This is a genomic window from Spirulina subsalsa FACHB-351, from assembly GCF_026130165.1.
GTDB lineage: Bacteria > Cyanobacteriota > Cyanobacteriia > Cyanobacteriales > Spirulinaceae > Spirulina_A > Spirulina_A subsalsa_A.
This window is the reverse complement of the sequence record NZ_JAIHOM010000077.1, coordinates 1-23,801: the sequence shown is the minus strand read 5'-3', so window position 1 is coordinate 23,801 and position 23,801 is coordinate 1. Positions and strand designations below refer to the sequence as shown.

Genomic DNA, 23,801 nt, shown 5'->3' with positions numbered 1-23,801 from the left:
CCCACCCCCCGAGGAGTGCGCGGCACTTCCCCCCAAATTGCAACAGCCATTCAGGAAAACTTTGAGCGCGTGATGCGGGGTGAATACTGGAGTTCCTCCAGCTACACCCACCCCCAAGTCGGCGAAGTCCAGGCCTACTTTGCCAACCGTTGGCAACCCCCCGAAACTCTCAACCAACCCATTGAATACCAAGTCTGGATAGACGGGGATGGTTCCCTCAAGCGGTTTCGTCCCATGAGTGACAAAGCCCAAGAAGTCCTAGCTCAAACCGGAATGCCCTCTTTAGGGAGTGCCTTTGTTTCCCCCGTCCCCAACAACCGCACCTTACATTTACGAGTCATTTTCGGCGCAAACGGCACAGTCAGAACCGACTTATTAGGCGATTAAGCACATAAACCTGCATTATCGGTGTGGGCTACTTCTGAACTAAACTCCTGTGATTAGCCCAATTCCCAACAAAATAACCCCTAAAATCGGACAAACTGTAGACCAGATAATAGTATTAGAAAGTTCTTTCTCTTGGTCTTGAACCACTTCATCCTGTGACTTGTGGGAAATCAAAAAGGGTTGTTTTTTATCCGCCGGACGTTTAACCACTAACTCATTATCTTGATCTCGTAATTCCCCAAAAACCGAAATCTCAATATCAATCGGTAAAATTTCCTCTTCATACTGATAACCTAACGTCCTATAATCTGAATCAAACCGAGTAGGTAGATTCAGAGAAACCCCTCCCCAAGAAATAGATAATCCTTGGCTATTTGCTGGTTCAAAGCGGTTCACTACTTGAATAGCATCAATTTTAGCCTCATTGGGATTAATTTTAATTTTCCCTGTTTCATCCTCCAACAAAAAGCTAATTTGGCTTTCATTGTGGTTAACTTTTCTAGTCTTGGTTCTTCTTACTTTGCGTCGTTTTCCTTCACTATCGTTTTCCCATTCCACCGTTTCATATTTTTCCGTGATTGATGATTTATAATACACACAAGAACGTTGAGATAATTCAGCCGTTAAAGGGTTTTTACAGTGTAACTTACCCCGTAGTTTAACCAGTTCACAAAAAGCTCCGGGCTGACCTAATTCTTGTGTAATACTCTGCTGCATCTGCTGCAATTCAGCAATCGTAGAAGAAGCGGTTAATTTAAGGCTTAACAGATGATTTTTTAGCGTTCTGCGACGAAAAAAGCCAAAAATACCAACGCCGATGAGAACCAGTCCAATAATACTTAAAATCATGGTTGAATCGGAGAGCTAATGCTAGTTCTTGGTTTCAGGATGAGGAGGGGATCTCAATGACCAGTGCATTGGTGCTGCCTTGGGCAGGAGTCGCACTACTCACCTTTAGTATAGTCTAGAGATCATGGACTATTCCGGGAATTCCCCAATCTCTACACCTAAAATCCAGTGGGCTGATTCTATGCAGTAAAAGCATTGATATCATGCAAAAAACACAAAAAATGCTAAAAAATGTAACAGGAGATACGAATTGCCCTGTTTGTTTCTCCTAATCTACAGGAATCAATGGTCATAAATGCCGGGCTAAATGTTCGGTTTAACTCCTGTTGAAAAAGAGTAAGGAAACTTTTAATGAATACTGCAACTCAAGGACAGATTAAACTTAATAAAATAGAAAAAGCTAAACTAGAAAAAGACGGTTTAGCAGTTAAAGAAGAGTTAGAACATTTCGCAAAAATTGGCTGGGAAGCACTGGATAAAACAGATTTAGAAGTGCGTTTAAAGTGGTTGGGTATTTTCTTCCGTCCGGTGACTCCGGGTAAGTTTATGTTGCGTTTACGGATTCCTAATGGGGTTCTGAATAGCCAACAGATGAGGGTTTTAGCGGAAATTGTCCAACGGTATGGGGAGGATGGCAGTGCCGATGTGACGACTCGGCAAAATATCCAGTTACGGGGTGTCCGGTTGGAGGATATGCCGGGGATATTTAGTAAGTTAGAACGGGTTGGCTTAACGAGTATTCAATCTGGGATGGATAATGTGCGCAATCTAACGGGTTCTCCGGTGGCAGGTTTGGATGAGGAGGAGCTAATTGATACGCGAGAGTTGTTGAATAAATTGCAAGATGTGATCACCAATAAAGGCCAGGGAAATTATGCCTTTAGTAATCTTCCTCGCAAGTTTAATATTGCTATTGAGGGAGGTCGGGATAATTCAATTCACGCGGAAATTAATGATGTTGCTTTTGTTCCGGCTTATCGGGACGGACAGTTAGGGTTTAATGTGTTGGTGGGGGGGTATTTATCGGCCCAACGGTGTGCTGAGGCCATTCCCATGGGGGTATGGGTGCCGGCCAATGATGAGGTGATTGACCTCAGTTGTGCGATTTTAAAGGTTTACACGGAAAATGGGGCGGCTGAGGGATTGCGACAAACTCGGCAAAAAGCGCGTCTGATGTGGCTGCTTGATAATTGGGGGATGGAGAAGTTTCGCGCTGAGGTGGCGAAGGTTTTAGGCCGAGAATTGTTACCTGCGGCTCCGGAGGATGAAATTACTCAGGAGAAGAAGGATTATTTGGGGGTTCATGCCCAAAAGCAGCCGGGGTATTATTATGTAGGGTTGCACGTTCCGGTGGGTCGTTTATCGGCTGAGAAGATGTTTGAAATAGCGCGTTTGGCGGAGGTGTATGGTAATGGTGAAATCCGTCTGACGGTTGAACAAAATGTGATTTTACCTTTTATTGCGGAGGGGAATATTGAACCGTTGCTGTCGGAACCGTTGCTGGAGGAGTTTACGGTGAGTCCGGATCCTTTGGTGCGATCGCTTGTTTCTTGTACCGGAAACCATTACTGTAATTTTGCCTTGATTGAAACGAAAGGGCGAGGGTTAAAAATTGCTCAACAGTTAGATCAGGAGTTGAATATTCCCCAACGGGTACGCATTCACTGGACTGGATGTCCTAATTCCTGTGGACAGCCTCAAGTGGGGGATATTGGTTTATTAGGCACGAAAGTCCGTAAGGATGGGAAAACGGTGGAAGGGGTGGATATTTACACCGGGGGCAAGGTTGGCAAGGATGCTCAGTTGGGGAATTTATTCCGCAAGGGGGTTCCTTGTGATGAGTTGCCGGAAGTGTTGCGAGAGATTTTGGTTGAACAGTTTAGAGCAACGGAGAAGTAGGATTAATTGACATTCTCCCGCTAAACGCTCCGCGTTCTAGCGGGAGTCCTCTTGCTGATTGACTGGGAAATATCTGATGGGGGAGATCCCGCATTTGATTGGGGAATGGCGATCGCTCTCAAGTTTGTAGGTTGGGGAAGAGACAACTCATAGGCATAGTGGATTACAAAACTCAAATGGAAACCCTATAGCTATAGATAGCCGTCTTCGATATCTTTTTTTAAAATTTTACCAATTTTTTGATACTCGCGGCGAACCGCTTGAATAACGTGGACTCTTTCAATTTTACGGCCTTCACTCGCTGCCAAAAACGCCGATTTTAAAGCAATATTCCGAATATTCCCCCCCGTTAGCTCAAAATTATGGGCGAGAAAACTAAATCCTAAATCCCCATGACAGGGAGTTTTCGCAGGGAAAGCCTTTTGCCAAATTTCGTATCGTTGTTTTTCATTAGGTAACGAGAAATCAATGATAAATTGAAGTCGTCGGGTAAAAGCTTCATCCATATTATTACACAAATTAGTCGTTAAAATGGCTAACCCTTCATACTCCTCCATTTTTTGGAGGAGATAACTCACCTCTAAATTAGCATAACGATCATGAGCATCTTTAACATTACTCCGTTTACCAAATAAGGCATCAGCTTCATCAAAAAGTAGGATAACATTGGCGTGAGTTGCTGCCTCAAAAATTTTATTGAGATTTTTTTCTGTCTCCCCAATATATTTATTAACAACCTGAGATAAATCAATCTTGTAAAGATCAAACTGCAACTCTTGGGCAATCACTTCAGCCGCCATAGTTTTTCCCGTACCAGAAGGCCCAGAGAACATGACATTTAGTCCCCTTCCCAAGGATTGTTTTTCCTTGAATCCCCACGTTTCCCACACTAAATTTTTAAACTTTATCTGGTTGCAAATCTCCTGTAGTTGACCTTTTTGGTACGTCGATAAAATAATATCGTCCCAAACATAATTAGGATTAACTTTTTTAGCAAGCTCATCTAAAGAATGATCAGATATTCTGCGTGCTGCACTAAAAAGATCATGGGCTTGTATAGTGTCTAAAGCTTCTGAATTATCTAAACTTTGCCACTTTTTATAATTGTTTGCCGTAGTAACCGCGTTGGCAATTTGCTGACAATTAAGCTGAAAACGACCGCTTAAACTGACGATATCTTCCGGGTTTAAGTGAATGTTTAAAGCTTGCAAATTCTTTTGCCAAAAGTGATGACGTTGCTTAAAATCTAAGTCAGAAAAATCAACCGTTAAAATACCTTTTATCTTTAGACCTGCATTGTCCCAAGCTGAAACGCCACTTAAAATAATAACGCTAGAATAATGAGATAATTGAGCGAGTAATTCTTGATAAAATACTTGACAATTCGAGGTTTTTATGCTATCTAAATCTGTCAAAAATAACAGGATATTTTGCAACTGGCTAGCTTGTAATAAAACTCTTAACGCTGTGCTAAATTCTTGAATATTTGAGCGTGGAATTTTATTGATGTTTGCTCTCCATAAAGATATATTTAAAGTTTGCGCGATGTTTTGAGCCATACAATCTTTTAGCCACCCTTCTCCTCCTGAGAAATAGAGAATTAAAGGGTCTTTATTCAACCAGCTTTGTTTAACAAATTCCGGTAAAGCCTTTTTGATTTGAGGGGATAAGGGTAAATCATCATCACAGACTTTTGGCGTTATGATTTGACAAAAAGCACTGAGGCGTTCATCCAGTCCTTCCTGTCCAAGCAGCAAACGAATTACGAGGGGATCTAGTTTAATAATATGAGCCAGCAAAGAAGGAAAAGATTGATGGGGATCGGGGATGAGGTGAAGTAATCCAGACTGAATCAATGGTGCTTCTGGGGCAAAATGAACGCGCTGACTCATTTTTTCCAGTGCCGAAGTGCAGAGTAAATTGAGACATAAATCCACCGTAGGACGTTTCGCCCGAACATCATCCTGTAGATAGACATAAAGGCGTTCATAACGGCGATCGAGTTCTGGTGCGATCGCGATCGCCAACACACCCAGATCAAACTCATCCAAACTAAACTCCTCTTGCAGCCAAGCCAAAGCCGAAGTATCTGGACTTCCACTCACCACAAAACGCCCATCTTCCCTATCAAGAGAGGGAAAGAGTGGCTCACTCGGAGCCTGCGTTAAGAGTCGTTTCACCTCCAACTCCCCAATCTGAATTCCCCGATAGGGATCCCCCTGGGAATCCCCTTGGAACAGCGCTTCCCCAGCCATCATCGCTGTATGAAGACGTTGGTCTAATTGGCGTAACAAATCAATTAACTGATCCATACAACTTAAGTCAACATCAACTACTACTTTAATCGTAATACCGATTTACTGAGATATATCGATACGATGAGACATCCCCTCCAACCCTTTTTTAGTAACGGTGTAAGAGGGGTTTAAGCCTAATGATCGGCGATGTACTAAGATTCCTCCGATTCGATTTCTGCGATCGCCTCCTCCGCACTGATATCCGTAAACATCACCCGCAAAAGTCCCCCTAAATACCGCTCAAACGTTATGATATTGATTGACAAACACTCCTCAATCATCGCAGTAGGATCAACCTCACCCGCAAACTGAACACTCGTTTTAAATCGCACCTCACCATCCCGATAATCAAACTCAAAATTTCCAAACTTCAACCCAAAATTAGCACGAGTCAAAAACTCCTGAACCCCCTGAAACTTATCCACAGAAACCTTATTCGGACAAATCGAATAAATCAGCAACTGTTGATATGGCTCAATACACTTCACCAAAGTAACCCACGTTGTAGACTGACCATTAAAATCAATTCTTAAGACCGAATCCCCAAAAACAGAAAACTGCCAGCCTTGTTTTTCCAGAATCGATTCTGTCGCCTGTATCAGCATAAAAACTCAACTCAAACAATAATAGCTAACTTGGATTTTACTCCAAACCCTTAACCTCTTTCCTTGAGAAAAGACAAAGATTGATCAACCCTCAAAATCTGCCCCGTTACTTCACCCTAAAGAGTTAGCAATTTCTTTTTCAATGGCAGCAATTTGCTTTTCAAAATCATCATCAAGTTTCACCATATCCTGGAGTAAATCCTGCTCAACACGATTCAGTTTTTCTTGCGTCTTATTCATCTCAGCAATATTATTCATTCCTTGACCCAGTTCCAGATTTTGCAAATTGGCAATTGCAGCCTCCACATCTTGCAACACAGTAGTGGCTTTTTCCCTAGCCTCAATAGCACTTTGCAGGAATTGTGAATGCAACTCATGTTTCTCAGAATATTTAATTTGAAGCTCAGTTAACTTGTTAATCCGCTTCACAAAGCTATTAGTATCCTTGATCCCAAGCTCCGTCAACTTCACCAAAGTTTTTTCCTTAATACTTTCCTTAGTGTGATTTTTAAAATCCGAAGCCTTCGCTTTCAAATCCGAAGCCTTAGTTTTGATTTCAGAGATTTGATCCGCTATATCAGGGAAACTTTCTGCTGCTTTTAGCTTCATTTTTGCACACTTATCTTTTCCAGATTTTTTAATTTCTGTGTAGCGTATCCTGATCTCATTCCTCTTGTTATTTATTCTTTCTTTGAGTTGCTGTTTTTTAAGATCATACTTATCTTTGATTTCATGGTATGTATCTCGTAACACATCCGGAATAAATATATCTTTAGCTGTTTCAAAGACTTCTTTTGTCCCTTCTTTTACAGTGTGAAAAGTGTCTTTAAAAAAATTTCTAACAGAATGACTTGATTTGTCAGATTTGGGCTTGTCTTTATTCCATGTTTCTTCTGCCTTATTCATCTCAGTTATTTCTTGTTCATTCAGTTTAGCCTCTTCTGCCGCTAACTCCTGCTCTAGCTGAGTTTCCAGAGTCTCCAACCGAGTTTCCTCTTGCTCAATTTTCTTAGCAAGCTGTATCAAATCATGATATCGAGACAACTTAATATCTATTTTACTTAAATTTTTAAGATATTTTTGACTCTTCTCCTCTTCCTTCTTAATCACTCCCTTCGTTTCATTCAGGACTCTGATATATTCAGCTTTAACCCCATTAATAATCTGCTTGCGCTTTTCTCCACTACCAGCAATGTGTGTAGCCGCATCTTGTAAAAGTGCATCCGCCTTCTCTGGGGTAATCAATTCATAAGACCGCTCCTCCAGCTTAATCGATTCCTTATCAAAACTGCCTGCAATGACTCCACTAAACTTCGGCTTTCCTATCTCAAGCTTACCATTTTCATCAAATTCCAGAAGACCTTCTATTCCCCCACCGCCTAAACTACATTTCGCACGAATTCGATATAAATTTTTGGTAAAAAGGTATAAAGCTTGAGCTTGAACACCTGCTGATACTTCAACCTTAAATTCAGCCTTCGCATAATATTGAGATTTTAATTGACTGGCATCAACCTTATGACTTTCCTCATCGTATTTCAACAGACCTTCAAGCTTCAGCCCCCCCCGAAAATCAGCTTGACATTTTCCAGCTACAAACGCTTGAATCGCCGCAATATAAGCGCTTCCAACACCCGCTTTAGCCTTCAACGAAACCGCCAAAAAACCATTAATTTCTGGATTAACACCCACCTGCCAATCCTGTATAGCTTGCTTGGCAATGGAACCAGCCAAACTAGCACCAATTCCTCCATTAATACCCAGTTCCAGACCCGCTTCTACACCCGGCACAATCGGGTAGTCCAAACTGATATTCGGCCAAGATACGGAATCACCCGGAAGCTGAATACTTCCTTTGACCGTGAGTTCCGCCTTCTCAACCTTTAGTTTGCCTTTATTGTTCGCCTGAGTCCGGTCTAATTTGACCATACCTGTCCCTTTAGCCGTCAGGTACTTCCCACAATTTAACTCCACACCCCCACTGGCCGTCGTACTGTATTGCGTTTCCTGACCTTCAACAGTAACAGTGGGATTTGTGATTGCCAGAAGATTACCAATTGAGATTGTGTCAGTGCTAACTGTAACCGTTTCCCAATCCAAGCCCTTCTGATTAATTTCAACCTTAGTGACAGTCACTTGGGCATTGTTGAGTTTGGGAACACTGATTCCCGCTTGTTGGACGCTTACAGTTTTGCTGCTGTGGTCGTATTGGATATTACTGGCCTTGAAGTTTAGAATCTGGGCGATTGTGCCCTCAATGCCAACGTTTTCTTGTTGACACTCCCATTTCCCTTCCTGATCGCTGAGGGTCAGATGACCCGTCCCTTCTAAGGCTAGGAGGTCGGGTGAACCTAAATTGATGCCAAAGTTTCCCTCAAATTTAGACTTATACTTTTCACTAGCTCCGCCAATGGTGGCTTTGGCTTTGGCGAGACTGACGTAATTCCCTAGGGCTAACTCAGGGATGTTAAGTTCGATTTTTGCCCAGTCCAAGCCGCTTTGGTCAATTTTAGCTTGACTGACGGTGGTTGTCATGATGGAGACTTGGGCATTGTTTGGGTCGGGAACACTGATTCCGGCTTCCTCTATGGTGACGGTTTTAGTGCTGTGGTCGTATTGGATATTACTGGCACTAAAGTTCAGCAGGTTAGCGATTGTTCCTGTAATCCCAACGTTCTTTTGTTGACATTCCCATTTCCCTTCCTGATCGCTGAGGATCAGATGTCCCGTCCCTTCTAAGGCTAGGAGGTCGGATGAACCTAAATTGATGCCAAAGTCTCCCTCAAATTTGGACTTATACTTTTCGCTGGCTCCACCAATGGTGGCTTTGGCTTTGTCGAGACTGACGTAATTCCCTAGGGCTAACTTGGGGGCTTTGAGTTGAACTTGTTCCCAGTGCAGTCCACTAGGGTCGATTTTAGCCTGACTGACTGTGGCTGTGATGTTGTTGAGGTCGGGAACGCTAATTCCGGCTTTCTCTATGGTGACGGTTTTAGTGCTGTGGTCGTATTGGATATTACTCGCACTGAAGTTCAACAGATTAGCGATTGTTCCTGTAATCCCAACGTCCTTTTGTTGACATCCCCATTTCCCTTCCTCATAGGTCACGGTCAGATGACCCTTCCCTTCTAAGGCTAGGAGGTCGGGTGAACCTAAATTGATGCCAAAGTCTCCCTCAAATTTGGACTTATACTTTTCACTAGCTCCGGCAATGGTGGCTTGAGCGTTGGTTAGACTGACGTAATTTCCGAGGGCTAACTTGGGGGCTTTAAGTTGAACTTGTTCCCAGTTCAAGCCTTCCTGATTAATCTTGGCTTGACTCACTGTGGCTGTGATGTTGTTGAGGTCGGGAACGCTAATTCCGGCTTTCTCTATGGTGACGGTTTTAGTGCTGTGGTCGTATTGGATATTACTCGCACTGAAGTTCAACAGATTAGCGATTGTTCCTGTAATCCCAACGTCCTTTTGTTGACATCCCCATTTCCCTTCCTCATAGGTCACGGTCAGATGCCCCTTCCCTTCTAAGGCTAGGAGGTCGGGTGAACCTAAATTGATGCCAAAGTCTCCCTCAAATTTGGACTTATACTTTTCACTAGCTCCGGCAATGGTGGCTTGAGCGTTGGTTAGACTGACGTAATTTCCGAGGGCTAACTTGGGGGCTTTGAGTTGAACTTGTTCCCAATTCAATCCCTCGTGATTAATCTTGGCTTGACTAACTGTGGCTGTAATGTTGTTGAGGTCGGGAACGCTAATTCCGGCTTTCTCTATGGTGACGGTTTTAGTGCTGTGGTCGTATTGGATATTACTCGCACTGAAGTTCAACAGATTAGCGATTGTTCCTGTAATCCCAACGTCCTTTTGTTGACATCCCCATTTCCCTTCCTCATAGGTCACGGTCAGATGCCCCTTCCCTTCTAAGGCTAGGAGGTCGGGTGAACCTAAATTGATGCCAAAGTCTCCCTCAAATTTGGACTTATACTTTTCGCTGACTCCGGCAATGGTGGCTTGAGCGTTGGTTAGACTGACGTAATTTCCGAGGGCTAACTTGGGGGCTTTGAGTTGAACTTGTTCCCAGTGCAGTCCACTAGGGTCAATCTTGGCTTGACTGACTGTGGCTGTGATGTTGTTGAGGTCGGGAACGCTGATTCCGGCTTCCTCTATGGTGACGGTTTTAGTGCTGTGGTCGTATTGGATATTACTCGCACTGAAGTTCAACAGATTAGCGATTGTTCCTGTAATCCCAACGTCCTTTTGTTGACATCCCCATTGCCCTTCCTCATAGGTCACGGTCAGATGACCCTTCCCTTCTAAGGCTAGGAGGTCGGGTGAACCTAAATTGATGCCAAAGTCTCCCTCAAATTTGGACTTATACTTTTCGCTGACTCCGGCAATGGTGGCTTGAGCGTTGGTTAGACTGACGTAATTTCCGAGGGCTAACTTGGGGGCTTTGAGTTGAACTTGTTCCCAGTGCAGTCCACTAGGGTCAATCTTGGCTTGACTGACTGTGGCTGTGATGTTGTTGAGGTCGGGAACGCTGATTCCGGCTTTCTCTATGGTGACGGTTTTAGTGCTGTGGTCGTATTGGATATTACTCGCACTGAAGTTCAACAGATTAGCGATTGTTCCTGTAATCCCAACGTCCTTTTGTTGGCATCCCCATTGCCCTTCCTCATAGGTCACGGTCAGATGCCCCTTCCCTTCTAAGGCTAGGAGGTCGGGTGAACCTAAATTGATGCAAAAGTCTCCCTCAAATTTAGACTTATACTTTTCACTAGCTCCGGCAATGGTGGCTTGAGCGTTGGTTAGACTGACGTAATTTCCGAGGGCTAACTTGGGGGCTTTAAGTTGGACTTGTTCCCAATTCAGCCCACTAGGGTCAATCTTGGCTTGACTGACTGTGGCTGTGATGTTGTTGAGGTCGGGAACGCTAATTCCGGCTTTCTCTATGGTGACGGTTTTGCTGCTGTGGTCGTATTGGATATTACTCGCACTGAAGTTCAACAGATTAGCGATTGTTCCCTCAATGCCAACGTCCTTTTGTTGACATCCCCATTTCCCTTCCTCATAGGTCACGGTCAGATGCCCCTTCCCTTTCAAGGCTAGGAGGTCGGGTGAACCTAAATTGATGCCAAAGTCTCCCTCAAATTTGGACTTATACTTTTCACTAGCTCCGGCAATGGTGGCTTGAGCGTTGGTTAGACTGACGTAATTCCCTAGGGCTAAATCGGGGGCTTTGAGTTGGACTTCTTTCCAGTTCAAACCACTGGGGTCAATCTTGGCTTGACTGACTGTGGCCTCGACATTATTCAGTTCGGGGATTTTTAGCCCAGCTTGTCCAATGATGATGCTTTTCTGGGTGCGGTCGTATTGGAGGTTGGTGGCGTTGAATTGGAGGATGTTAGAAATCTGTACATCGATACCAATATTTTCAGTTTTATAGTCCCATTTTTTCGTTTGGCTCTGATAATTGATTTTGAAAGTTCCCTCGGGTTTGATGGTTGCTAGATCAGAACCTAGATTAAGTTCTACTCTTCCCTGAATATCAAGCTCGTAGTTTTTGTCTTTCTGATCTAGTTTTAATTCGGGTTGAGTGATTTTTAGCCAAGGGAACAGTTCAATTTCTGTGGGTGTGGATTCTAACCAGGTGGCGGAAAAACTAGAAATTTCTTGGGAAATATCTTCAACCAAACTGCTGAGGATGGCTGGTGCTTGTTCTAGGGTGTTGAGTAGTCTGTCTCCCTTGCGTTGGATGGTTCTCGCCCTCGAATTTTGCTGGACAACATGGGTAAGCTCATGGGCGAGGAGTTCTTGACCTTGACGACTGTGGGGTTGGTACTTGCCGCGTTTAAAAAAGATATCCTGTCCGGTGGTGAAGGCTAGGGCGTGGATGGAGTGATTTAACTGATGGGATTTTTCGTCGGTGTGAATCCGAACGGGGCTGAAATCGGTTTGAAAGGCTTGTTCTAGGGGTTCGCGTATATCGGTTGGCAGGGGTTGTCCTTGACCTCGCTGTTGCCGGATGGCTGTTTCAATTTGGGGGGTGACGGTTGTGCCGAGAGGGCTAGGAGTTGGGGTTGTTTGGGGGGGGAGGGGTTTGGCTTGGATGGTTTGGGATGGGTTGGGTGTAGGGGTAGTTTTTTGATGAATCCTTTGCACGACCTGAGTGGCGAGGTGGTCGGCTTCTTGTTCGTGGCGATCGCCTGCTGGGGTAATACTTAACTTAGCTTGCACCCTGTTTACCTTTCGGGGATTCAATTCCTCAGATAAACCGCGAAATGGGGACACTCCCCTAGACCGAGGGGAGAATAGATCCAGCCCCCCCATCAGTGGCTGTGGCCCTGGGGAGGAGTGACGTTGAGCTTGTAACACTTGCCCTAATGCTTGATTCCCCCAAGGGGTTTGGAAATCTTCCTGTAATGATGATGGTGGCGTTTGGTGGGTCTGCGCCGATGGGGTCGCTGATTTGACTAAAACTTTGGATTCAGATTGTTGCCTCTCCCTCATGATTCCCCTCTCTACATTCCTCTGGTGTTTTTCAACTTTGCTTAAGCTCCCCAAGGGGGAATCCTCCCCTGATTCCCCTTCTGTTTCTATTCTCTAGGATTTAGGTCCCCTTGACCCTAAAATTGGTGGTGACAAAGCTCCCCGTTCCGGCGTACTGAGGAGTGGCATCAGGCACGGGTCCTCCGGGTGTGGGTTGTTGAGCAGGGACAAGGACTTGGAATTTCGCATTAAAGGTTCCGCCCTTGAGTAACACGGGTTTATGATTGGATTTGACGCGGAGTGCTTTTTGATTGGGGGCGAGGGAGGCAATACTGAGGATGCCAACTCCCGGAATGTTGTAAACCGGGGTCATATAGGGACAACCGGGAACAATCACGGTTTTTTCATCCCCATCAATACAGACCAGTTTTTGATTGATCTTCATTTTCCCGGTTCCGCTTAAATTGCCGGGTCGGACTGTGACAATAGCCGCCCCAAAGGTTGGATTAAACATCGCTAAATCCCCGGTTGTTAGTATAAAGTCAGACATTCATCATCTCCCCAAACATTAAGCGTTTTAATCGATCCAGTCCTCAGTTTGTACGGCGTTTCGCAGCATATAGGGCGTAACTCGACCAATAATCGTATTCCCTGCCATAGTGCCATCCTGATTTTGATGGCAAATTTCTAAGGCGTGAACCCGTGGACTCAGGGCAAAATTTTCTTCTAAAATCACAAGGGAAATTTGTCGCTGATTGAGCTTAAATTTGATCCGAATCGTCACCGTTCCGGTCACGATTTGAGGATTGAGATTAGTCAACACCACATAAAACCCCTGAAGATTTTCTAAAAACTTTTGGTAGGTGACGGTGTGGGTGGCGCGAATCCCTTGAGGAGAAAACTCTAAGTTTGGGGTGTTGGGATAGTATGACCCCGGAAAGGGCGAAAGTTTAGCGGTTTGGGATTGGATTCGCAGGAGCAAAAGATGGTTAATGTTCAGGGCTTCTTCTGGGGTGGGGTGATGGGGTTCAACCCATACCTCAATCTCAAGCTGTTGTTGTTGGGGAAGCTCGAAAAGCTGGAAGCGGTAGATCCGCTCTAACCATTGGGAGTTTGGGACCAGGCGCAGGGTGTCGCCGATGGCTGGGCCGAGGCGGGTGTTGCCAATTTTGTACTCTGTACGGCGAGTATAAATCTGGAGGGTGGGGGTCTGACGGTCACGGGACAATTGCAGGGTTGATGTTGTGTCCCAACCGAGGCGAGTGGTCTGTGCTACGGGGTCCCAGAGGGTTCGAGGTTGATAGATCCGCAGTCGGGCATCATGGACTAAACGCAGGGTTTGAGGGCGTTGTGAACCGAGGCGGATGTTGCCGTCGATGGGCTGGATTTGAGGCTCGTAGATGTGCAGGGGGGGGTCATTTTGCAGTTTTAGGGTGGTGGCGGGGTTGCTGTCGAGGCGGGTATTACCGGGCATGGCGGCTAAGTCGTTCCAAGGCCGATAAATTCTCAAGTTTGGCTCTAGGTCAAAGGGTGCGGTTAAGACGAGACAGGAGAAGGGTTGATGGTTGAGGGTAAAGTTCAAATGGACGGTTAGAGTCCCTCGGAGGGCGCGATCGCCTAAATTCGCTAAAGCTACAAAAAAGCCCCGAGGATTCGCCACCCACTGGTCATAAAATATCCGTTGGCGAACCACAGGCCCCCTCTGGCTACCCTTGGGTTCTAACAGTTTCTTCGTTCCCTGAATGCGAATTAAAATCTCTTGCCCCAATTGACTCTCAAACTCTTCAGGATCCAGATGAACCGACGCTTCGAGTTCTAGGATCTGTTGGGAAGGGTCTTCCCACAGGGTAAAGGGATAACAACAACCCCACCCCTGACTTAACTGCATCGTAAGGGTTAAAATCCGCAGCGCGTAATAGGTATGAGCGGGCTTTTCTTGGTTAATAATCGCCTGGGCCGCTCGACATTCTCGCCAGTAACGCTCCGGTTGGATCACCTGATGACTGGGTAAAGCTAACTGAACCTGAAAATAATGGGGCTGATCGGGAAATTCAAAAATCGAAATCGTCCGCTCTGGATAACTCAACCCAGAATTCTCCAGGTAAATGGTGAGCATTTTTTTCAAACCGGGAACCGTTCCCCGAATCCGATAGAGCGGCACGATTTGGCTGATAAATTGCCGTTTTACGGCCTCGTTCCAATCTTCCTGTAAACTCAGGGCAATCCACCCCGCCAACCAGGGCAAAAATTCCGCCGGAGTTTGTTGGGGGTCAAAATAACGATGAATCTCAGAAATCACGGTTTCCACACCCACAGTCGATTCTGAGTCAGCTGTGAGGATGTGAGGTTGAAAAGGGGGGGCTTCTGGGGAGGGAATCCCACTCAAAATCTGCTCAAAAGCCCGGAGAAACTGACCAATTAAGGGGTCGGTTTGCAGGTAGGCCGGGAGGTATTCTAAATAACTGCTTAATTGGGATTGGTTTTCCATTGCTCTCTGAACCGTTGTAGGGTTTGCATCTCACCGATCTGAATCCGGACTAATTCATGGTCTTGAATGGACAGACCAATGACTTGATTCTGTTCGTTAAACTGTTGGCGTTCCGGTTCAATATCCGTTAGGGTCAAGTCTTCGACGTAATCAACCCCCGGCAGACCATCAAGGAGTTCATAAAGTTGGGAGAGATAAATGTCAGCCCCAAAGGGGTAGCCTTGACCTTGCCAAAAGTCTTGGGAGTCAAGGGGGGCAAAGTATTGTTGAATGCGCTGGTGAGCGATGTCTCGCACGCGGCGGAAATCGGCACTATCTTCGAGGTAAAGACTGGCGTTGAGGGTGACGTTGACAAAGTGGGGTTCAATAATGTGGAGGTGGGTACTCAGGAGGCGGCGTTGATTGAGGAAGCGTCCTAGGGTGTGCCGTAGGAGTGCGGTATCGGCTTGGGGATAACGGGTGAGGACGACTAAGGTAATATGACCCTCAACGACTTGGTTAATCTCGGCGTGGTCAAGATCCCGTTGAGGGAGGCAGTGGACGCGGGCAATTTCGCCATCAGGGCCAAAGTCTTGTTGGGCGGTGCGGGTTTTGAGCCAGTCGATGAGGATCAGTTGCTCAAAGTCTTGGGGGGTGACGGCACGGTAGGGGTGACGGAGTTCGGCGAGGGTTTTTTGAATTTCGGCTTGGATGAGGGCGGCTTGGGCGGTGGTGGTCAGGTCTGGGGGAAGGGTCCAGGGTTTGCCTTTCAACAGGGAGAGGAAGACGGCTTGATTGGGATGGGGGATTTGGTGGAGACGGTAGAGAACCATCTCGGTGAGCCAAGCGAGGAGTTCAATGAGAATGATCCCGGTGTCTGACGGGTTATGGTCAGTCCACTGGGGGGCTTCGAGGGGAATTCGATTAATGGCTTCGGCTACTAGGTCGTCCCAGGTGCGTTCCTCTAGGGGGGGATTGGGGATGGGCATGGTTTTAGGATTGGGGGTAATAGGGGGTTGGGAGTCGGGAGTCGGGAGTCGGGAGTCGGGAGTTGGGAGTTGGGAGTTGGGAGTCGGGAGTTGGGAGTCGGGAGTCTGGAGTTGGGAGTTGGGAGTCGGGAATCCTCTCCCCTGCCCCCCTGCTCCCCTGCCCCCCTGCTCCCCTGCTCCCCTGCTCCCCTATTCCCTGTTCCCTATTCCCTCTTTAAGAATGACTTGGTGGGCTCCGGAGTAGATCAGGGTTTGCTGATCAATGAGAGTCTGGGTGGGTTGGATCTCTAGGGAGTAGACATAACCCAACTCAGGAATGGCTTCGAGAACCGCGTAGATGTCCGAGGGTTGGGGGCGACGGCCAAACTGCCAGCCTGTCCCTTCTTGACCTCCGGTGAGGGGGTGCAAAAATTCCTCTAGTCTTTTGATGACGGCGGCTTTAAGGGCTCCGGCGTTGGCGAGGTTTTGGGGGACAATTTCGGTGATAATCTGGATTTCTTGCCATTTGGGGCCCGAGAGGTGAAGGTGCAAGGTGGGAATAGAGCGAGCTTTGAGGAATTGTTCAACGCGGTTGAGCAGGGCAAGGTTCGGGGTGGGCTGAGGGTCGGGGCTATGGGGGACGATGATCACGTCTACGTGGCCGGCCCGGATGGGATGGTTGAAGACATCGATTTCGTTCCCCGGAATGGGGGTTTGTGGGTTAGGGTTGGGATCTATCCACAGTTCCTCTAGTAGGGGGTTGAAGCCGGGGGCGAGCATTTCGGGGGTGATGACTTGGACGCGGGCGACTTCGATGGAGGCTTCATAGGTGAGGTCGGCGAAGTCTTGGGCGGTGACGGCGCGATCGCGATGTCGGAGATGTTTAGGTGATCGCAATTTAAGACGCTCTACAGATTCTCGGTCACTCCCCCCTAAAGCCCCTTCCCAATTGATTACCCCATCAAGGTAGGGAATCGTCGTCTTCAGGGTGGCGATCGTTTGGGTTCCTTGATTCCCCCGCACTCCGCCGCCAATACTATAGTGAGCCAGACGGATATTTTGGCGACCCCGAGGAGGGATTCTGCCCCCCTGACCATCCCCAAAGCGAATCGTCCCCAGTTGACGATCGATGACATAGTGGCGATCGCTCGGACTCGAACTATAGAAATCCGGCACTTCCTGCCAACGCACCCAGACCCTTTCCAGACGACCATTTTCATCCCAACTGGGCTTAATAGCATCACTTCCCCAAAGGCGGTTTAAAGCCTGCTGCTCCGAGGAGGAGGGCATCTGTCCCTCCTGAACCTCCAATTGCTGACCCCACAAAATCGGCACCTGACTGGTCCTAAAAACCTGATTCGGTTCATGATTACTCGATCCCAACACCTCCCCGCGCAGATGAATAGACTGACTCGCCCAGGTCGTATTCGTGCGCACCGCCTGAATCCGAGGAGCCGGAGTCAAGTCTGAGGAACGAGCCACTTGGCCGCAGAAATAGCGCATCAGACCCCAGAACCTAAACTGTTGGTAGGTAATAGCCCACCGGAAGAGAGCCAATAAAGGCCAAGGTAAATCACCCGGAGGAGTCAGTTGTTGGCGGACTCTCAACCAATACCGTGATTGACCAAAATGGGGAGACTCTATCCAATCAGTCGGTCCAATAAACTGAACTAACCCTTTTTCCGAAAAACTCCGAGTCTGATCTTGAACCACCAAAGGCTGCCAACCTTGGGGACTAGGATACTCCCAAACAATGCGTAGACTGTTGTGGGCTAACGAATCGGGCCGTTGTCCCGGGGCCACCTCTTGGGGGTGGGGCGGTTGGACTTGAAAATAAAGACTATTAGCACGGTTAGGGAAGGGACGATTAAACCCCAGATACAGGGCTGAATCCGAATTGAGTTGAGGAGTCAGGGGATGAAAACAACGGGCTACCCTTGTCCCCCCCGGATAATCCTGCTCTAAAGGGTCACGCAAAATAACCTGTTGACCCCCTTGATCAATCAGTTCAATTTGCCGTTTTTCTGGAGGCTGCCCCGGAAAGACCAACAATTCCCCCAACGCCAAAAAACTCACCTCTTTAAACTGCACCACTCGCTCCCCCCGGTGAACCGGACGCTGGAGCAATAAATCAAGGGGCGTGGCATCACAAAAAATAAAATCATTGTAGGCTTTAACCCTAGCCGGGCGTTGGAGAATAAAGCGATAGGTCAGCCTGAAACTCTGGAGAATCGGCGGGTCAAAAGTGTCCGGTGTCGATTCCGTCAGGGTTAATTTCCGCAAAACCCGACTGCCGCTTTCGTAAGCATGGCGGGTGGGATGATTGAGAACAATCATCTGCTGTTCCGGCCGCAGGTCAACCACTTTCGCCTCCTCCTGACGGAGTGGATCCACCAGCGATTGCAGGCGGAGGGTGTCCCCTAGGGCAATCCCCTCTAAGTCATCCCCCTCAATTTCCAATTGACCCGAGGGGATAGTCTGAGCCACCATCGTCACCTCGTTATACACCACATAAGGGCGCGTTCCGCCTCGACTGCCATACTGTCCCCCAACAATCCGCGCCCGCAACCAGTAAGTCGCCTCCCCCCCCGTCCCAGACCCGGGCAAAACCGAGGGAAACTGAAACACCCCCACCACACTCCCCGCAACAAAACGCAGAGGCCCCGAATCCGGCAGCCAACGGAATTTTGTCACCTCATCCGTTGTCTCAATTTCCTGCCATTGCACCCCTTGCCCCACCTCCCAAACCACCGCGAGATCATCGGTATAGCGAGGGCTGCGGCTCATTTCGGCCTCAACTTCCATCACCATCCCCGGTTGAATCAGGCGAGCATCTAAGGCAATCCGAAAAGTGTCATTAAACTGAGGGGCCGTGCCGAACGGATAAAAATCCTTACTCAAATCCAGCAAACTCGTATTAAAAAAACAAGCCTGGGGGGACTTCCTTTGATCCACGGCCGTACTCACCATCATGGTTCGCAATTCCGGCAATTGTTCCCGTTGATAGTGGGTCAACCTCACCCGTAACCATTTCCCAGAAACCCCATCCACCTCAACCTCTTGGAGTTTCGGCAGTAGGCTGAGGGTAACAAAGACTTGTTCGGATTCCGGCGACCACGACCGCTCAATCCCACTCAAACCTTGCCACTGTTGACCATCCCAGGCCTCCCAATCCGCCAGACGACCCGCTAACTGTTCAGCACTAGCGGGCGAGTCCGTTTCTAACGTGACCGTGACTTGGGTCAACTCAGGCAAATCAAAGAGATCCCCAGCCTGCCAGTACAAATAATGGTCTACAGGTCTATCCCCATGCCAAGGACAAAACGGCAGATCCTCCCCCTGAGTTTCTGGGTTACGTTGGCTATAGTAATCATGATCTTCAATGACAAAAATTGACCTCAGTTGAGTATCTGTGACCAGCAACTCCTGCTCCGTCTCAAACACCACATCCTCATCCTCCCCAGTGGTCGGAGGGGCCGCCACCTGCGTCTGGGGCGGAATTAATACCCCTGACCCCCCCGGAGTCAAACGGAACGTCACAGGCACCCGCGCCGCTTGGGGCGGAACCAACTCTGTCCCGATGAGATTCAAAAAGGCCAACTGATTCCGATTCGGCACATCATTCAAATGGTTTTGCACCACCGTCATCATGTGACCAAAAATCCGCACCAACGCCAGACCTAAATCCGGCGCATCGGTTCCGGGTATTTGCCAATCGGAATAAGATTCCACCAACGTTAGAGTCTCTTGAATAATCTCCTCACGACTCCGTTGATCTAGTTTAGGGGGGTCTAAAGACATCTTCATTCGTTATTGTAAATAAAAAGGATAAACCAGATTAAATTCATTCGTAGTCGTTCTGACTTGATAATGAATCGAAATTTGTAATAAATTAGGCTGGGCAGATTGGGGCAGTAAATCAACATCTAAAACATCAATCCGAGGCTCCCATTCCATCAAAGCTGACCGTACATCGCTAATAATTTGCCCCACCGTTCCCGAAGTATTCGGCGCAAAAACATGATCATGAATCCGACAGCCAAACTCAGGACGCATCAACCGTTCACCTCGGGCTGTGCTGAGAATAGCCCAAATTGATTGTCGCACCGCCGCCTCATATTTCGCCGTCGCAATCTGCTGTTTTTCATCCAGTTGTACTGGGAAGGACCAACCCACTCCCAAAAAATCAATATCCATCACATCACTTCTAACGCACTATTATTAACCTTAACTCCGGCAGCACAAGTCAACTCCAGCCCAGATTGTGCCTCAACTTCAGCTTTAGTCTGCGCTTTAATTTTACAGTTTGCACCCGCCTCAATCTCACAATCTTGTTGGGTCTTAATCTGCAAATTATTACACTCAATAATCAAATCATCATCACTACTTTTTAAAGAAATCTTACCCTTGGCTTTAATCTTTAAATCCTTTTCCACTTCAATTGTCATCTCATCATTTTCACAGTCGATCATAATTTTATTCTTGCCACTCTTATCCTGAATAATCACCTGTTCCTTATCTTCTGTATCATCCAGAATAATCATGTGACCACTGCGAGACTTAATCAGACGTTTATTATTTTCCCCATCATCATTTTTTTCCGGTGGCTTATCTTTGCCATTCCACAAACTCCCCAAAATATAGGGAAATGCCATATCCCCATGCTCAAACGCGACTAACACCTCATCATCCACCTCCGGCAAAAAGTAAAACCCCCGATCATCCCCCGCCATCGGAGTCATCACTCGCGCCCAAGGACTCTCATCTTCATCCGTTAACCAAGGAAATTTAACCTTAACTCGTCCCAGTCCATCCTCATCTTTAATATTGGTCACGACTGCAATTGTCACCCCATAAAATCGGGCGGTTTGGTCAGGAGGCATTAACAAATCAAATCCCATCATGATGCAGTTCTCCTCGCTGTAAATGACGTTTTATAACCCGATCTATGACTATAAAAATGTTCTGTCGATGTCACATAATAAAGCCCACTAAAGCGTTTTCCGACCTGTTCAATCTCAATCACCTTAGCAATGCGTAGCGTGGGATTGCCCGGACAAGTCCCCTCCGCCGTGATGTACGCGATCGCCATATCCTTAAACTGCCCTAAAGCAATTTGGTCAGCTTCCGCCTTAGTCGCCACAGGCTGATGAACAACAGTAGCTGTCGATTCCCCAAACGTTTCTACAACCTTCGGCCCCGTTTTTTGCCCCCCCATCTTACTCCCCTCTTTCCCACTTCCTGCCTTTCCTAGCACCTCCTTTTTATCCTCCGGCAGCCAGCCCCGAACCTCCACCTTTTCCACCTGATTCATCGTACTTAAACGCGGGAAAAACTCACTTAAATTCTCCTTAAACTTCAACGTCATTACCTTTTGACCATCATTTTGAGGCGGTTTAAACGAAATATTTTTTTTCTCAATCACAATTTCATAACCAATCCGTTCAGCCCGACCCTTTAAAAAATCCCAATCCGTTTGATTCCGTTGTAAAACATAATCATGCTGAACCTCACTATCCTTAACTTGGGGGCTTAAACTCCTCTGCCGCGCAATATTACTAAAAATTTCACTATCCTTCATTTTCGTAAAAGATTTAGTCTTTGATCCTCGTAACAATCGGTGTCGGAGATCATGACCTCGCACCACCAAGCGAGGTGTAAAACCTTGGCTAAATTCAGGTTCTAGCCCCGTAATTTCACCATAAATAACCGTCTGTAAACTATTCTCATAGCCCATTTTAATTTCAACTTCATTGCCCAAATCAAATAAATCATCATCAACCCAAGTAAACTTTTCCTTCGGCAAATCCCAACTAATCAATTCCAAGGTAAACATACTCGGCGCATCAATATCTTCAAAAACCTGAACCCCAATCAGATCCGCGTCAGTTTTCGCCGATAGTTTTTTCCCTTGAACCAAAATTTCCACATTAGGAGCAAGCGTTTTAGCCCCAGAATAGTTAGACATTCCCCTTTAACCTCCCGTTCAAAGCCGGAATGGTTAAAACCAATCCGGGCGTTAAAATTCGAGGATTCGTGAGTTTATTTTCATCCGCAATAATTCGCCATAAGCCTGAATCTCCATACTCCTCATAAGCAATACGACTTAAGGTTTCTCCCCGTCGGACAATCCGCACCGGATCATCAATTAAATTCGCTTCTTTTTTCCGTTTTTCAGAATCCGCCCACTCTCGAAACGTACAGTTCAATAAAGCGCGGACTGGCGTTCCATCTTCTAAGAAATGGGTTAACGTTTTGCTCACTCGTTCTAAAAAACCATCGGGGAGCAAAATACTATCATTTCCCCCAATTGTCCCCCAAATTAATTTACAGCGTGGCGGTCGTTTTTCACTGTTGCCAATTTTCGGATGGGTGAGGTTGAAAATTTTCTTAGTGTGTTTCTGCACATTTTCCGGCGGCGAACCGCTTAGGGTGGTATCGAAGAATAAGTTAATCGTTAAAGTGGCCAGTTCATTGGCGGCCACCGGATAACCATCCCCAATGATCCAACCTGTTTTATCAATTTGCAGTTGATTGGGATTAAAGAGAACTTCGATTTCTTCGGCAAAATCCCCTTCTTGATCCTTTTCCGCTTTAATTTTTAATTTTTCTAGAGCCATTTCCGTTTACCTCGACGTTCACTTTCAACAACTAATCGTTTGAGTATTTTTCGCTCTACTTTGGTCACTAAAGCATCCAGATCCACCTCGCTTAAACCTTGCTTGTCACGTTCCCGTAGGGGGACTGGGGAAACGGTGTTCAGAGCATTAAAACCACCGTTGTTAGGGGACCCCTGACTGACGACTGTTCCTCTGGGAGCGGTGACATCCGTGCTGGACTGAGTGGATACAGGGGGGGGTAGGGCGCTAGGTTGAACGGGGGTGAGAGGGGGTGCAGAAGGTAGGGCAGAAGGACTATCCCTTCCCCTCTGCGGGATTTGCCCAGGGCTTCGGAACGACAAGGGAACGGTGGTGTTGGCATAAGACAAAACCAAGGGTTCAAGGGGGCGTGGAGGCTGTTCTACGGTGGCCTGAATGATGGGTAGGGTAGGTTGCTTGACTGGAGCGGAAACTGGCTCTGAAGGCTTAGAGGACAGGGAGCGGGGGAGCAGGGGAGCAGGGGAGAGGGGGAGAGGGGGAGAGGGCTGGGTGACAGGATTGTTGGTGTCGCCTTTCCCTAGGGTGGAGCTTTCACGCTCAAGAGTCGGGGGGTTTGAGGGGGTGGTGAGGGGATGAATCATCGGCACGACGGCCGACCTTGAGGGGGCTAAACCTCTGGGGGGCAATAACTCGCTTTCATCGCGTCCCACGGGGAAGGATTGAGAAGGGACGACAACATTCTGAATCGGAATAGGACTTGCATCTATCGGGGTTGGAACTAGGGGTTGAGCTTGAACCACTGGCATGGGATCCCAAGCCATCGGGGAGGATAGGGCTGGGGTTGAGAGGTCGTACCGAGCCTGAATGAGGTTGCTTTCTGGGGGGAGAAGGGTTAGGGGTTGCAGGGGGGCAGAGCTTTCCCCCGGTGTTGTGTCAAGATACTCTATCCGGGAGGGTGGGAGCGGGGGATGGACTGAGAAAAGGGGTTGCTGGGGTTCTAGGGGAGTTTGGGGGAGGGTTTTCTGGGGTGGGGTGGGGAGATTGGCTGACCCGGTTGGGGGCAATTCTGGAATGAGGAGCGGGGGCATGGCTCGCTCTGGATGGGGATCTTGTTTGGCTTGAATGATGCCCTCACCTTCAAGGGAGGTCAGGGGAGTCAGGGATGGGGAGATGGGCTGAACCCAAGGCATTGTAGGGTCAGTAGGGGAAATGGCTGGCTCAGAATGGGGTCGAGTTAGGGCGGGGGG

At 47.3% G+C, this 23,801-nt stretch carries 14 protein-coding genes and 1 pseudogene; 2 read left to right on the top strand and 13 right to left on the bottom strand.

Features of this window, described 5'->3' with window-relative positions:
* Positions 1-387: pseudogene (locus K4A83_RS14985) on the top strand (hypothetical protein); the annotation flags it as partial.
* 39 nt (positions 388-426) lie between these two features.
* Here K4A83_RS14985 and K4A83_RS14980 read toward each other — a convergent pair.
* Positions 427-1,236 carry an E3 ubiquitin ligase family protein gene (locus K4A83_RS14980; RefSeq protein WP_265265422.1) on the bottom strand — a complete coding sequence of 270 codons (810 nt, stop codon included), beginning with the start codon at positions 1,234-1,236 and terminating at the stop codon, positions 427-429.
* A gap of 351 nt (positions 1,237-1,587) precedes the next feature.
* Between K4A83_RS14980 and K4A83_RS14975 the strand changes: the two genes are divergently transcribed.
* On the top strand, positions 1,588-3,135 hold the full coding sequence (locus tag K4A83_RS14975; RefSeq protein WP_265265421.1) for a ferredoxin--nitrite reductase: 1,548 nt from the start codon (positions 1,588-1,590) through the stop codon (positions 3,133-3,135).
* 191 nt (positions 3,136-3,326) lie between these two features.
* Here the strand turns inward: K4A83_RS14975 and K4A83_RS14970 are convergent, their stop codons facing one another.
* From K4A83_RS14970 to K4A83_RS14915, 12 genes are all read right to left on the bottom strand, one after another.
* Positions 3,327-5,447 (bottom strand): ATP-binding protein, encoded by a 2,121-nt coding sequence (locus K4A83_RS14970; RefSeq protein ID WP_265265420.1) that lies wholly within the window; start codon positions 5,445-5,447, stop codon positions 3,327-3,329.
* Between the two features lie 137 nt (positions 5,448-5,584).
* Positions 5,585-6,037 (bottom strand): YbjN domain-containing protein, encoded by a 453-nt coding sequence (locus K4A83_RS14965; protein WP_265265419.1) that lies wholly within the window; start codon positions 6,035-6,037, stop codon positions 5,585-5,587.
* Between the two features lie 111 nt (positions 6,038-6,148).
* Positions 6,149-12,268: an eCIS core domain-containing protein gene (locus K4A83_RS14960; protein ID WP_265265418.1), complete on the bottom strand. Its 6,120-nt coding sequence runs from the start codon at positions 12,266-12,268 to the stop codon at positions 6,149-6,151.
* Positions 12,269-12,641: 373 nt separating this feature from the next.
* Positions 12,642-13,070, bottom strand: a complete 429-nt coding sequence (locus K4A83_RS14955) for a hypothetical protein (RefSeq protein WP_265265417.1) — start codon at positions 13,068-13,070, stop codon at positions 12,642-12,644.
* Between the two features lie 27 nt (positions 13,071-13,097).
* Positions 13,098-15,008 (bottom strand): phage tail protein, encoded by a 1,911-nt coding sequence (locus tag K4A83_RS14950; RefSeq protein WP_265265416.1) that lies wholly within the window; start codon positions 15,006-15,008, stop codon positions 13,098-13,100.
* On the bottom strand, positions 14,987-15,976 hold the full coding sequence (locus tag K4A83_RS14945; protein WP_265265415.1) for a baseplate J/gp47 family protein: 990 nt from the start codon (positions 15,974-15,976) through the stop codon (positions 14,987-14,989). Before K4A83_RS14945 ends, K4A83_RS14950 begins: the two co-directional genes overlap by 22 nt.
* A 189-nt stretch (positions 15,977-16,165) precedes the next feature.
* Positions 16,166-19,762 carry a putative baseplate assembly protein gene (locus tag K4A83_RS14940; RefSeq protein WP_265265414.1) on the bottom strand — a complete coding sequence of 1,199 codons (3,597 nt, stop codon included), beginning with the start codon at positions 19,760-19,762 and terminating at the stop codon, positions 16,166-16,168.
* A 3-nt stretch (positions 19,763-19,765) separates the two neighbouring features.
* Positions 19,766-20,152: a GPW/gp25 family protein gene (locus K4A83_RS14935; protein WP_265265413.1), complete on the bottom strand. Its 387-nt coding sequence runs from the start codon at positions 20,150-20,152 to the stop codon at positions 19,766-19,768.
* Positions 20,152-20,859 carry a phage baseplate assembly protein V gene (locus tag K4A83_RS14930; RefSeq protein WP_265265412.1) on the bottom strand — a complete coding sequence of 236 codons (708 nt, stop codon included), beginning with the start codon at positions 20,857-20,859 and terminating at the stop codon, positions 20,152-20,154. The genes K4A83_RS14935 and K4A83_RS14930 overlap by 1 nt, the downstream gene beginning before the upstream one ends.
* Positions 20,856-21,923, bottom strand: coding sequence for a phage late control D family protein (locus K4A83_RS14925; RefSeq protein ID WP_265265411.1), 1,068 nt, complete (start codon positions 21,921-21,923; stop codon positions 20,856-20,858). The genes K4A83_RS14930 and K4A83_RS14925 overlap by 4 nt, the downstream gene beginning before the upstream one ends.
* The gene (locus K4A83_RS14920) at positions 21,916-22,575 is read right to left on the bottom strand and encodes a CIS tube protein (protein WP_265265410.1); all 660 of its coding nucleotides are present in this window, start codon (positions 22,573-22,575) and stop codon (positions 21,916-21,918) included. The genes K4A83_RS14925 and K4A83_RS14920 overlap by 8 nt, the downstream gene beginning before the upstream one ends.
* A partial coding sequence (locus K4A83_RS14915) for a hypothetical protein (RefSeq protein ID WP_265265409.1) occupies positions 22,566-23,801 on the bottom strand: 1,236 nt, incomplete at its 5' end. The genes K4A83_RS14920 and K4A83_RS14915, both read right to left, overlap by 10 nt.

What these genes read in the sequence shown, in the direction of transcription:
- K4A83_RS14980 (WP_265265422.1), bottom strand. Translation starts at nt 1,236, where the DNA reads ATGATTTTAAGTATTATTGGACTGGTTCTCATCGGCGTTGGTATTTTT.
- K4A83_RS14975 (WP_265265421.1), top strand. Translation starts at nt 1,588, where the DNA reads ATGAATACTGCAACTCAAGGACAGATTAAACTTAATAAAATAGAAAAA.
- K4A83_RS14970 (WP_265265420.1), bottom strand. Translation starts at nt 5,447, where the DNA reads ATGGATCAGTTAATTGATTTGTTACGCCAATTAGACCAACGTCTTCAT.
- K4A83_RS14965 (WP_265265419.1), bottom strand. Translation starts at nt 6,037, where the DNA reads ATGCTGATACAGGCGACAGAATCGATTCTGGAAAAACAAGGCTGGCAG.
- K4A83_RS14955 (WP_265265417.1), bottom strand. Translation starts at nt 13,070, where the DNA reads ATGTCTGACTTTATACTAACAACCGGGGATTTAGCGATGTTTAATCCA.
- K4A83_RS14950 (WP_265265416.1), bottom strand. Translation starts at nt 15,008, where the DNA reads ATGGAAAACCAATCCCAATTAAGCAGTTATTTAGAATACCTCCCGGCC.
- K4A83_RS14945 (WP_265265415.1), bottom strand. Translation starts at nt 15,976, where the DNA reads ATGCCCATCCCCAATCCCCCCCTAGAGGAACGCACCTGGGACGACCTA.
- K4A83_RS14940 (WP_265265414.1), bottom strand. Translation starts at nt 19,762, where the DNA reads ATGAAGATGTCTTTAGACCCCCCTAAACTAGATCAACGGAGTCGTGAG.
- K4A83_RS14935 (WP_265265413.1), bottom strand. Translation starts at nt 20,152, where the DNA reads ATGGATATTGATTTTTTGGGAGTGGGTTGGTCCTTCCCAGTACAACTG.
- K4A83_RS14930 (WP_265265412.1), bottom strand. Translation starts at nt 20,859, where the DNA reads ATGATGGGATTTGATTTGTTAATGCCTCCTGACCAAACCGCCCGATTT.
- K4A83_RS14925 (WP_265265411.1), bottom strand. Translation starts at nt 21,923, where the DNA reads ATGTCTAACTATTCTGGGGCTAAAACGCTTGCTCCTAATGTGGAAATT.
- K4A83_RS14920 (WP_265265410.1), bottom strand. Translation starts at nt 22,575, where the DNA reads ATGGCTCTAGAAAAATTAAAAATTAAAGCGGAAAAGGATCAAGAAGGG.